This is a genomic window from Paenibacillus sp. J22FR5 (assembly GCF_059691975.1).
The window spans coordinates 70,903-82,473 of the sequence record NZ_JCAUAN010000006.1; the positions used below are offsets into that span (position 1 = coordinate 70,903).

Annotated in this window: 14 protein-coding genes; 2 read left to right on the top strand and 12 right to left on the bottom strand. The window is 36.4% G+C overall.

Features of this window, described 5'->3' with window-relative positions; genetic code table 11:
• Positions 1-42: 42 nt before the first annotated feature.
• The 7 genes from AC58P7_RS10940 to AC58P7_RS10970 all read right to left on the bottom strand — a co-directional run bounded on the left by AC58P7_RS10940 (position 43) and on the right by AC58P7_RS10970 (position 4,087).
• Positions 43-366, bottom strand: a complete 324-nt coding sequence (locus AC58P7_RS10940) for a sugar phosphate isomerase/epimerase family protein (RefSeq protein WP_497342651.1) — start codon at positions 364-366, stop codon at positions 43-45.
• A gap of 398 nt (positions 367-764) precedes the next feature.
• Positions 765-989, bottom strand: coding sequence for a hypothetical protein (locus tag AC58P7_RS10945; RefSeq protein ID WP_497342653.1), 225 nt, complete (start codon positions 987-989; stop codon positions 765-767).
• A gap of 279 nt (positions 990-1,268) precedes the next feature.
• Entirely contained in the window at positions 1,269-2,282 is a 1,014-nt protein-coding gene (locus AC58P7_RS10950) for a zinc-binding alcohol dehydrogenase family protein (RefSeq protein WP_497342655.1), read from the bottom strand.
• Between the two features lie 30 nt (positions 2,283-2,312).
• Positions 2,313-3,257: an aldo/keto reductase gene (locus tag AC58P7_RS10955; RefSeq protein ID WP_497342657.1), complete on the bottom strand. Its 945-nt coding sequence runs from the start codon at positions 3,255-3,257 to the stop codon at positions 2,313-2,315.
• Entirely contained in the window at positions 3,254-3,544 is a 291-nt protein-coding gene (locus AC58P7_RS10960; RefSeq protein WP_497342658.1) for an amidohydrolase family protein, read from the bottom strand. Before AC58P7_RS10960 ends, AC58P7_RS10955 begins: the two co-directional genes overlap by 4 nt.
• Before the next feature lie 63 nt (positions 3,545-3,607).
• Entirely contained in the window at positions 3,608-3,955 is a 348-nt protein-coding gene (locus AC58P7_RS10965; protein ID WP_497342660.1) for an amidohydrolase family protein, read from the bottom strand.
• Positions 3,956-3,964: 9 nt separating this feature from the next.
• Entirely contained in the window at positions 3,965-4,087 is a 123-nt protein-coding gene (locus AC58P7_RS10970; RefSeq protein WP_497342662.1) for a hypothetical protein, read from the bottom strand.
• A 142-nt stretch (positions 4,088-4,229) separates the two neighbouring features.
• Between AC58P7_RS10970 and AC58P7_RS10975 the strand changes: the two genes are divergently transcribed.
• A complete protein-coding gene (locus AC58P7_RS10975; RefSeq protein ID WP_497342664.1) occupies positions 4,230-4,994 on the top strand; it encodes an AraC family ligand binding domain-containing protein in 765 nt (254 codons plus the stop codon).
• Between the two features lie 85 nt (positions 4,995-5,079).
• On the opposite strand, the gene AC58P7_RS10980 is transcribed toward AC58P7_RS10975, so the two are convergent.
• Genes AC58P7_RS10980 through AC58P7_RS10990 form a run of 3 tightly spaced genes read right to left on the bottom strand, consistent with a single transcriptional unit; the run spans position 5,080 to position 7,792 of the window.
• Positions 5,080-5,880, bottom strand: coding sequence for a hypothetical protein (locus AC58P7_RS10980; RefSeq protein WP_497342666.1), 801 nt, complete (start codon positions 5,878-5,880; stop codon positions 5,080-5,082).
• Between the two features lie 5 nt (positions 5,881-5,885).
• Positions 5,886-7,469, bottom strand: coding sequence for a TniQ family protein (locus AC58P7_RS10985; RefSeq protein WP_497342668.1), 1,584 nt, complete (start codon positions 7,467-7,469; stop codon positions 5,886-5,888).
• Entirely contained in the window at positions 7,466-7,792 is a 327-nt protein-coding gene (locus AC58P7_RS10990) for a hypothetical protein (RefSeq protein WP_497342670.1), read from the bottom strand. The genes AC58P7_RS10985 and AC58P7_RS10990 overlap by 4 nt, the downstream gene beginning before the upstream one ends.
• A gap of 150 nt (positions 7,793-7,942) precedes the next feature.
• Between AC58P7_RS10990 and AC58P7_RS10995 the strand changes: the two genes are divergently transcribed.
• Positions 7,943-8,086, top strand: a complete 144-nt coding sequence (locus AC58P7_RS10995) for a helix-turn-helix domain-containing protein (protein WP_497342672.1) — start codon at positions 7,943-7,945, stop codon at positions 8,084-8,086.
• 237 nt (positions 8,087-8,323) lie between these two features.
• On the opposite strand, the gene AC58P7_RS11000 is transcribed toward AC58P7_RS10995, so the two are convergent.
• Complete coding sequence (locus AC58P7_RS11000; protein WP_497342673.1) at positions 8,324-9,289, bottom strand: TniB family NTP-binding protein; 966 nt, start codon at positions 9,287-9,289, stop codon at positions 8,324-8,326.
• A gap of 286 nt (positions 9,290-9,575) precedes the next feature.
• A complete protein-coding gene (locus AC58P7_RS11005) occupies positions 9,576-11,552 on the bottom strand; it encodes a TniQ family protein (protein WP_497342675.1) in 1,977 nt (658 codons plus the stop codon).
• Positions 11,553-11,571: the final 19 nt, after the last annotated feature.

Sequence of the window (11,571 nt, forward strand, 5' to 3'; positions counted from 1 at the left end):
ATGCATTCCTTTGCAATATTCGATCGTTGAATGGAAAGCAGCTTAGGTTCTTGAAAGTACCACACCAATAGATCGAAGATAATCGATACTCATTCGTACACTTTCCAATGGATGTAAACTTTGATCCTGCTCAATGAAGTAATATTTGACGCCAACGTCCTTCAAAATACGAAAAATTGGGGACCAGTCAATCGTGCAGTGGCCGACCTCAGCAAAGTCTCCACTTTGATCCATATCTTTGATGTGAATGAGCGGAACACGGCTTTTATATTTAAGGAGAGTCGTCTTCGGGTCCAACCACGCTTTCTTCACCCAATAGAGGTCGAATTCCAACTGCATGAGATCACTGCTTATACCGTCTAACAATCGATCAATAAAATACTGTCCATTTTTATCTCAAACTCGTGAGCATGAGGATGATAAAGGAGATGAAGACCGTGACGCTTCAGCTCTATTCCAAATTTATTTAGAGAGTTGATAAGCTCCTGAATCTTCGAGTCATCTGTGAAGGTCTCTCTGGGAGAAGGGACCACAATATACTTTGCTCCGATGGTTTTGCATATTTGATTTGTTCGTTGAAATCATAATAATAGCTGCCAAACGTAGATAACGCCTTTAGCCCAAGATCGTCCAATGCTTTCTTCATTTCTACCTCATCTCTCAAACCTCACTTTAGTTCCTCCTCTTGCCTTAAAAAACTTCGAGATAAAACATTGTATGTCTGAAATTAGAAAAACCTCACCTATACGCTTGTATGAATGAGGTTAAAAATGTTTTTCAATTTTATTCATATTTAATACCACTGCTGCAGGAATAACCCAAACGCCATAGCCATTGCCATTGACGCCATGTACGAAATCGTTTTTATAATATCCTGCCCAATCATACTTCGTGTAGATAGTGCCATCGGTAAACTGGTAGGTGCTGTCTTGTATTTCCGTGGCGCCTTGAATTTGCGCTAGTGTCGGCAAACGGACCACTTCTTTCACCAATATAAGCGTTTCGAAAAATTTGACCATCCACCCGATAGACGGTCCTTAGCTCTGCAACTGTTCCAACGGAGTCTGTCACATAATAAGAATACACCCCACTAACACCGCTTAGTTCAATAAAGATATGTAAATACATACATAAAAAATAACCAGACAGCTCTCATTCTACGAATTAACGAACCCTCTAGAAATAAACAGGGAATGTTTACATAAGTAAACATTCCCTGTTAGGCATATTATTGAATTACACTATTGTTTACAAGTTCTTTTTCCTTATTATAAGCAAACCATTGCTTTAATAACTTTAGAATCCGGTTTCAGCCATGTTTCAAACTGATCCACCATTTCCTCAAAAGAGCAACGGTGCGTGACATAACGGTCAATGTCGATACTCCCTGACATTAATGCGATCTTTACATTATCAAAGTCCTCCATGGTAGCATTACGGCTGCCCATTAATGTTAGCTCCCTCTTATGGAAATCGGGATCATGAAAAGCAATATCGGCCTTCACAAGCCCTACGTAAACGAGCTTTCCGCCATGGGCGACTAAACCAAAGGAGTCAGTCATCGATCTAGCATTCCCAGTTGCGTCAAAGACGATAGTCGGGAAATCGCCGTTCGTTAGCTCTGCTAGCTTTTCTTTCGGAAGCTGGAGCGCATTTACAGTATGATCAACAACTGCCCAATCCCGGCAAAATGCTAATCGCTCCTCGTTAATATCCATTGCTATCACGTTAGCGCCAAGTTGCTTCGCTAAAATCATAACCCCAAGACCGATCGGCCCCGCTCCGATCACTAACGTGTTTTCCCCTGCACGCAGCTCTGATCTTCTCACCGCATGAGCACCGATGCTAAGCGGCTCCATCATAGCAGCTTGATCAAGAGTTAGTCCCTCAACTTTAATCAAATGACTTACAGGGAGAGAAATGCGCTCTCTCATCCCCCCATCGATATGTACGCCTAATACCTTCATGTCTGTGCAGCAATTTGTTTTGCCATTACGACATGCAATACAATCACCGCAGTGTATATAAGGAACAACACTAACGAGATCACCTATTGCGAATCCCGTGGCTTCCGCTCCCAGTTTCTCTATATATCCTGCCAACTCATGCCCCAGAATACGCGGATAGCTGAAAAAAGGTTGATTCCCTTTAAAAGCATGTAAATCTGTCCCGCATATGCCAATTCGCTGGATGCGAACCAGTGCTTCACCCACACCTACGGTTGGTTCCTCTACATCAACATACTTGAATTGCTCAATTTGTTCACAAACGATCGCTTTCATGTTTGCCTCCCTCCAGTAACTAAAGCACTCTTAAATATATGTCTTTTCGTTATATTCTGCTCTCCCGCTAATCCATGAACGGTTATGAATGGGCTCTAAAATCGCCATTACCTCATGCAGGAGTTCAGTATCCATTGGCTCATCGGTCCATTGAATGTTTTTGCGAATGTTATCCGGATTCGCAGTGCTGACCAACGTTGTAGGAATACGCTCATTTGCCGTCGCAAACTGTATTGCAAGCTTCGCGATGTCAGTCCCTTTCTTCGCGCAATGCTCAGCAGCTTGCTTGCATAATCGCTGAATCTCTATAGAAGCCGGATGCCAGCCCGCTGCCGATCTCGTGCTCAGGAGACCCATAGCTAACGGTGAAGCATTCACTAAACCCACACCGTTTTGCTCAAGCAGTGGTACCACTTCCAACAAGGATGTATCATTCAGCGCATAATGGCAGTATGACAAAACGGAATCCATTTCCTTGTGAGCCAGTGCCTTCTCAAAGACGGACATCGGTAACCCTGAAACCCCAAAATATCGGATTTTACCAGATTGTTTCAATTTATCTAACGCTGGGAATGCCCCTTCGAGAACATCACGGAATGGCGCAAACTCTATATCATGTAGGTATAAAATATCAATATAGTCCGTTTGGAGCCGCTTCAAACTTTCCTCAACACTTCGAAGGATTCTGGCTTTTGAGAAATCGAATTCGTCTGCTCCATATCTTCCTGCCTTCGTTGTTAGAATAAAGCGATCTCGGTCGATTTGCCCAATTGCTTTACCCAAAACTGTTTCCGCCTTCGTTAACCCATAATACGGGGATACATCGATTAAATTAATACCCAAATCGATAGCCATATGAACTGTTCGTATGCTTTCTCCCTCATCTGTCTCACGAAAAACAGACCCTAGTGAGGATGCTCCATAGCTTAGGACGGAAACATCCAGTCCCGTTTTGCCTAATTTACGATATTTCATAATTTATAGAACTCCTTTGCATTCAGACCGAATAATTTAGACTTATTTTCTTCCGACCAACTTTCTGGTAAGGATTGCATCAAGACACTTACTACATCTTCGTACCCAGCCGCGAGCAAACAAACTGGCCAATCGCTTCCAAACATTACACGATCAGTCCCGAAAACTTCCAAAATATGTTGAGCATAGTCAGTAAAACCTTCTGTTCTCCAATCCAAATGATTAGCTTTGGTCACCACGCCTGAAACTTTACAATAAATATTAGGATGCTTCGCAATCGCCGACATTTGGCTTTTCCAAGGTTCGATTATACCTTTCTTTAGCTATCGACGGTTTCGTAATATGATCAATCAAGCACATAAACCTGTTACGAGCTCCAATAACTCGATGACACTATCCAATTGATGAGAAAGAACAAGTAGATCAATTGGCACATCTTCCTTTGCGAAATAGTGCAAGGCCTCTACAAAATGAGGCTGAAGGATAGACCGTGCATCTGAAAGCTCTTGAATCATAATCCTGAAGCCTACATATTTAGGATGCTGACTGTGCTTTTTATATTGAACAAGATAATCAGGATCGTCTAAATCAAGCCAGGCCACAACACCGGCAATGGTATCTGTGGTCTCACTTAACGAAAGTAAATAATCCGTATCTTCTAGAGTCGGCGCAGCTTGAACAACAATGGTCTTATCCACGTTGAACTTCTAGTGATACGGTACCAAATCACTTGGTAAATAATCACGAAATAACACGGGCACCTCGGGTGTAATCCATCCATAGTCCCCCCAGTCGATCTTCCAATAATGCTGATGAGCATCCATACGCATTGTGTTCCTTCTTTCCTTCACCTAAGAAGATATCGCTTTCTTTGATTTTATCATCATTTTTTAGATATAAAATATCGATATCTAGCATAACTATACGGTTTTTTGATATTATTGAATTAACGAGGCTAAAGGAGTGGCACTTGTGGCTCCTATACTTAAAATTTTTGATAATAATGACGCCTTCACTTTTTCTTTAGCTTATAAAAATACAAAAAGCTCGCAAAGCGAGCTTCCTGACCATTTACACGAGTGGTATGAAATTGTGTATGTGTATCGCGGGAGTGGCACATCCTTTATCGATCACACCTTTTATGACATGAACCAAGGGGATTTGTTTCTTAGCCCTGGCAACATCATACATCGGGCAACCCCTGATAAAGAACAACCTGTGACGTCCACTGCACTATACTTTTCTCCTAGTATAGTGCAGACGCCAGCAATAGGCGCTGACTTCTCGTATTTGCATATCTTCGAACAAGCCGTAACACTCCGAAGTTATAAGCTGGAGACTAGGATATCACAGAGTCATCAACTGGATCTGTCCTTTGAGTCCATGCACTTCGAGCTTATGCATCAGAGCTTAGGCTACCGCCAAGCTATCTTCCTGCAGTTGCTTAAGTTGCTGCTGTATATCCAACGTGATGTTGGGATTGATGCAAAATCTCCGACGATAGATTCACTTACTGGTCCTTTATGGATGAGAGAGATTCTAATCTATATTGATCAGCATTTTTGTGAAGATATCGGACTCAATACGCTATCCAAACTAGCTTCCGTCACGCCTGCCCATTTCAGCAGGGTATTTAAACAGTTGATCGGCATGAACATCACGACCTATATCATAACCAAACGCATCATCCTCTCGGAAATCAATCCGTTCATTATAAGTGGATTTCAACGAGTATAACGCCAACAGGAGTCACCCTAACTTTCACCCATCCGCGATTGTTATTTACTTGGTTACTACTATAAAGTTGCCTGAGCAAGATAACTTAATAACTTAATTTAGATAACTTTTCTAACTTTGATTGCCAGTACATTCGCTTGTTTTGTTCCTTTTGCAAGGTAATTAATATGTATTTCCTCTGAATATCATTAATTTTCCTGAGTTTATTCAACTCAGATTTCTTCAAAAAACCTCTTGCTGTGTATTCAATTATTCTCTGGATATCCACCACTGAGCACTTTAGGAGTGCCTCTTTATTTAGTAGTTCAAATACTTTATCTGATTTGAAACGTACAGGTGACTCTAACATTGAAATAGTTCCCAGCTCAAACGAGACCGAAGTAAACGGAGCTACAGCTGCCAACTTTCTTCTTCTTTCCCAAGCCGTCCTAAGCGATTCCACCTCCTGAAAAGTTTTCTTCCATAGCGCGACTTTATCAGATAAGCTAATTTCGAAGATATTTTCGAAAAAAGTACTCTGATTTAATCCATTCATCTTACCGTATTTATTAGGAGAGTATCGTATATACTTCTCTCCTAAAATTTGAAATGGTTTAAGTATTTGAAGTTCCTCGGTTGACAATAATTTGCTATTTAAATAAGAAATAACGGGTAGTATCCCTAAGTCATAAAGAATTACTTTTAACTCGAAGTGATTGTAGTCATAGAGGTTGTTCGTTACAAATTCTCCAATAACCCCATGTTCTCTCCACATCATTCGCTTATTATTTAAACTATCTTGCTCATCACGTATAAGACTTTTTAAGAACTTGAGCTTCTCTTCTTCAATCTTAAGTTTCGAATATGAACCATCAACAATGAACTTTTTCACCTCTTCTATACTCAAGTTTCTCATATCCTTTCTATAGCATTTGGAGCTAGATTCTCAGTTGACTTGTTTATACATCCCCTAATCCTCTGAATCGTATCTTCTTTAAAGTAAAAGCGTCTCCAGCCGTCTTTCATAATTAAAGTAAAATCAGCCTTAATGTTATTATCTTCAAGAGTTCTCCAAAGCTTTTTTTCACCAATCTTCAGTAACTTCATTACATCGCTAAACACATACCTGTATTCATTTTGCTGATTCAATTTAATCAATTCTAAGCAGCGTTCTATTTCCTTTTCCTCATAGTAATTATTAACCAGCTTTTTGTTTTCACCTATACAAACAGGAGTAAGCTGTCCTGATAACGTGTATTTAATAATATCTAGGATAGTTAAAGAGTTCACAGAGTACTTACTGAGTGCATCTTGAAAACTAATTAATGAGTGATGTTTATCAAGAACTATTTTCCCAATACATCTCTCAAGTAACGCATTAACTTCTTTAATAGTAAATAAATGGTTTGAAAAATTAGCTACTTTAACTGGTGTCAAATATCCTTCCTCAACTAATCTCATGACATCAGCGGATTTGATACCTAAAATAAAGCCAGTCTCCTTTTTTGAAACTAAGTTATATTTTAGACTCACATACTTATCTAATTTCATTCTGCCGCTACCGCTATTTATTAGATCAATAAAAAATGAGCTATATGCTTCTTGAATCCATTTGAAAGCCTGCATATCAAAAATCTTCTCAAAACTATTCATTCTATCACATCTAAGTTGCCCTCTTTGACGAAGCAGGAAATCATTTAGAACAGTATAAAAATTATCTGGGAAATTTGAATACATCCAATAAACGTTTGCAATTGCATTAGCAAATACAAGTCCACTCTTTTCACCATCAGAACGATAGTAGAACAACTTTAACTTGTGTTCTAACATACCTGTATAATCGGATGCCCCTCCCAGCAAATAGAAGCTATGATAAGCTAGTTGGAAAAAATGATTAAAACTACAATTTCCAATAACACAGTATTCCATATCCCAAAAGCCTTTTACTATTTGAATCTGAGATTCAACAAATATATGATTCTTATTTACTTCAGATTGCGATTTCACATATTTAAATGAGCATGATTGACATGATCGATTCATAAAATCAGTCATATTTATTACGTTGTAACAATGAGGACATTGATCTACCAGCAAAACATGATGTTGAGTACAATAATGAAATGGTGTAATAGTCCATACAACTCGATGGTAGTAGTTTTCAGCAATACAAACTGGGCAAAATTTCACTTTATTTTTCATAATAATCTTTAGATAAAGTTCTGAGCCTAAGTAAGTTTGTAAATTACTTCCGTTATGTAAACTGAAGTACTCTACATCTTTGTTTATCAAGTTTCCAAGTCTTCTTATACTCTCATCCCTAAGCTCATTATTTTGAGCTTGATAAGTTGTTAAATTAAGCAACTTCTCAAAACAAGCGATTGTTGCAAAATAATTACTTTTCGACAATCGATAAAGAAAACCTGAAATGCTTTCATTTTCTAAAATTGCTGGCCGAATAGGTAACTTAAATTTCGGGAAATTATTATCTTTCATTTCCCCCTCTTTTTTCTCGTTTTCATTTGTTGTTTGAGTGACCTAATAATTTCTTGATAACTTTCTATGCTTTGCACATCCATCGTTGCATTTTCAATAATTCTGTAAGCAATAGTTAGACTGCCATTTTTCAATAAAATTAAAATGTAGTCAGAATCATATAGGTCTACAAATACCCCAATCTTCCTTGATGATCCATCAGTTTGTAGAAACCATTGCTCCCTAATTGCTACACTGCAAGAATAAAAAAAACCATTAAACAATAGTCCTTTTTCTGTTAGTTCTGCTTGTTCAAGTGGAAATAAATCAAATAATTCTTCCACAATTAAGCACCTCCTAGTAATCTATTAATATTATTATGGACAGATACTAGTTTTATAATACGTATATATATTATATTTTCACATTCACTACTTTCGCGCACATGTTTGACTCCAATTCAGTTGTCTACACTTCAGATAGAGGTGTAGCTAATGTCTGAAATAAACTTAAAATTAATTGGTGATCGAATTCGTGATTTAAGGAAGCAAAAAGGTCTATCACAAGAGCAATTGGCTGAATTAGCTAATTTTCACTATACATATATTGGTGGAGTAGAACGTGCTGAAAAAACATAACTATTCTTAATCTAATCAAATTAGCGAATGCATTGAATGTCGGACTCTATGATTTGTTTGAATATACAAAACTAAAAGGCCGTACTAAAAGTAAATCCGACGATTTGGAACAAATAGTAAACCTTCTTCTTTCATTGAAATCAAGTGATGTTAAAAAGGTAAAAAATATTTTGAATGAAATGTTTGATTAACATGAAAAGGCGACCAGCAAATTGGTCGCCTTTTCATGTTAATGTTTTAAGCACTTTGATCATCACTATTTTTAGTAGGCTCTTTATTTTCTAAGATTTTCGCCAAATCTTTTTCAGCCAAATCACCAATAATATTTTTTTGAGCCTGACCCAGAATTTCTCCATCTATTTTTTTTAGTTTAGCAATATCACAGAAATCTTCTTCAAAAACTCCAATAAGATCCATAGCCTCATGAATTATTGGTTTAATAAATCCAACGAGCCCTCCCGTGAGTTCAAATAATAACTCTGAAAATGTACAGTTTGGTTTTCCCCAACCAAGCTCTATACCTGGCTCAATATCAAGTTGCTTTTCAACTTCATTAAGAAAATCGAGAAACTTCTCATCACATGACTGAAAGTGATTAAAAACGGTTCTAGGATATCTACGAATATGTTGAGTATTCAAAGTACGGAGAGTTTCAATTTCGTTCGTACCTACACAAACTAGACATACATCCGTAGAATTTGCAATATCTTTGATGGTCTCCATAGCATCTCGTTTTTGTACGTATGTTCTAACTAGTAAGTAATCTAATTCATCTATTATTAACATCTCGACTTTCAGATCCTTTAATAACCGAAACACTTGATTTTTGATTTTATCGACATCTATTTGTGTCAAGCTTGGTGGAATCCCCATACTTTTTAGTATATTATTATAAAAACCCTTATAGGTGAATGGAACTGGCATATTCATATAGAGAACCGGCTTTATATCTGTTTCATCGCCGTTCTCATCCACATGAGTATAACCTTTATTTTGTTTCAAATATTTTTTTACTGCTTGTGACTTTCCTGCTCCTGATTTCCCTTCAATAAATATGTGAATTGGAGAATCATCACTTTCCATTCCATTGCGTAATATCCATCGGTTTTTATCAAGTCTCTTCCATATTCTTTTTACTTCCGGATGCTCAACGTACAAATTAAGTACCCTTTTCTGAAATTCTATGTATATACTTTCTTGCATGGACTATCTATGCCCCCCTTTTTAATACTTTCAATGACGACTTATTCTTCAATTAAAAAACCGTTTATTTGAAACTATTAACCTGTATTCAAGAATTTATACATAAGGGGCATAATATTATATAGAAGACTGCAGCAGCCACAATGTTTTTTATGTATTCTTACTTACTTAATGTTAATGGGTATTAAATTCATACTACCGCGGTTTAGTTTCAATGTATTTTATGGATGAAAATCTAATTGTTATAAACTTTGAAAATGGATATTTTGTATACAGCAGATTTCATCTACTTATCACTCACAATTCTTGATATTTCAAGTACAAGGTTATTTAAAAATACTTGAAGCCTCTTATACTTCTTACATACAGTCTTCCATTCTATACCAAGAATCTTTAATATTTGAGTTCTTGTTACCCCCTTCATCTCTTGATGTAATTGATTCGCAACGATTTTAGCTTTATTAAGCAGTCTTAAATCAGATTCGTCATTAATTAATTCATTATGTTTACATATCTGCTCCATAATCCATTTTTTCAAATTCGGATCACGAGTAGATTTATCAAATTTAATGAAATTGAATATCTCACCTGATTTAACGTTTTTATTATCACTTAATAATTCTGTTAAAAACATTGAAACTTTATTTTTAATATCTTCTATTTTAGAATTTTCATTTTGATTCAATTGTCTTTTCTTAGCTTCGTGAATAACTTCGCACAGACCATTCACAAGCAATGTATTTCGCTTGCAGTTCAAGCGCTCAGCGATTTCTGATACAGAAATAGACTTATTATCCGAAATCATCTTGTCTATCTCCTCTTGAACCATGATCCCCCACTCGTTGGCCGCACCACGTTTAGGCATATTTTTAGTGATTTCTTTATATGTTGTTTCTTTCAACATCTCTGGTGACATCAAATAATAATAAAATTTCTTTTGTCCCCATCCCAATTTGTCTTTTGCAAACTTCCTCATTCCTCTTTCATTAAGATCACTCTCAATTAGTAAGGTAAATTCTTTTGAATACAGACTTGCATTTTTGAAATCGGAAAAACCTCTTATTTTAGCTAATTCTGGATAAAAGTGCGAGAAGTATGCCTCTGCTTTTATAAGAGTTGCATCGCTTAATTTTATTAATTCTCTAATTTTTACATTAGAAATTTCTTTTGTAAGCAGCGGATATATTTCTTCCCAATACAACTTAAACGGTTCTCCTTCACCTTCATATATCCAACTCCGATCCATATAATGAATTTTATATTTCATAAAACAACCCTCACATGCAAAGTAGTTATTTGCACTCTTTGAGGGTATTTTTCTCATTGCTTTTGTACTTTTATGGAATTTACACCATGGAGACAAACATGAGCCTGGTTCATTTTTTGTTGGTTTAGGGGAAAGTATAGATTCAATTAATTCATTAGATAGTTTAACTTCACTTAATTCAAATACACTTAGCCTCATTTCTCTTACAAATCCTAGATAAGATAACAATGAGAAATTCCCTAAACTCTCTCCACTGTTTATACTTTCTCTAATTCTGCTTATTTCTAGACGAGGCAATGAAACTTTTAATTTATCCTTAAAATAAAGTAAAACTAATAGGCATGAATGCTCCATTGAGTATTCTTGTTGTTTCTTTACAAATGGTTTATCGGTGTCTAGTATGCAATCCCAGTCTTTATATATATCAAGTTGTCTAATAACATCGTCATAAGATTCATGTTCTATTTCACCTTTAAACAATTCGCACTCACATGATGAACATTTTAAAAATGGTGCTAGTTTATTTCCATACTTTTGGTTTTCACCACATGAACCACATCTACTGGTAAGTTTCGTACGGTGGGTCCTACATGTATGAATACCATTTACTTGCCATAAAAGATCATACGTTCTATTTTCTTCAAGACACATTCTACAAAACATTCTCACTTCCTTTTTAAAAACTCTTGAAATGCGAATATATGCTTCTTCATCATGAGAATGATCATAGTAGTTTATACGTAAAGATGATATTGTCAGTGCTTCTAATTCTCCAATTGATACTTTGGAAAGTTTTGATAAAATGTGCAAATTAATAAAGCGTTTTGGAAATATATCCACTTTAAATAAATCAGTAAGGTAAATTCTGGAGTTTGATATTAATTTCAAAAAAGAAACTATATCCATCCTATTTGAATTACATAACCTAAAAATAAAGCTCGTCAAGGATTCCCCTACTTTTGGTTTTGGCCTACGCGGCAATTCTTTAACTTCCATAATACCCACTCCAGTAGCA

Coding starts and splice junctions, on each gene's coding strand:
- AC58P7_RS10950 (WP_497342655.1), bottom strand. CDS start 2,282: ATGAAAGCGATCGTTTGTGAACAAATTGAGCAATTCAAGTATGTTGAT.
- AC58P7_RS10955 (WP_497342657.1), bottom strand. CDS start 3,257: ATGAAATATCGTAAATTAGGCAAAACGGGACTGGATGTTTCCGTCCTA.
- AC58P7_RS10960 (WP_497342658.1), bottom strand. CDS start 3,544: ATGTCGGCGATTGCGAAGCATCCTAATATTTATTGTAAAGTTTCAGGC.
- AC58P7_RS10970 (WP_497342662.1), bottom strand. CDS start 4,087: ATGCGTATGGATGCTCATCAGCATTATTGGAAGATCGACTGGGGGGAC.
- AC58P7_RS10985 (WP_497342668.1), bottom strand. CDS start 7,469: ATGAAAGATAATAATTTCCCGAAATTTAAGTTACCTATTCGGCCAGCA.
- AC58P7_RS10995 (WP_497342672.1), top strand. CDS start 7,943: ATGTCTGAAATAAACTTAAAATTAATTGGTGATCGAATTCGTGATTTA.
- AC58P7_RS11000 (WP_497342673.1), bottom strand. CDS start 9,289: ATGCAAGAAAGTATATACATAGAATTTCAGAAAAGGGTACTTAATTTG.
- AC58P7_RS11005 (WP_497342675.1), bottom strand. CDS start 11,552: ATGGAAGTTAAAGAATTGCCGCGTAGGCCAAAACCAAAAGTAGGGGAA.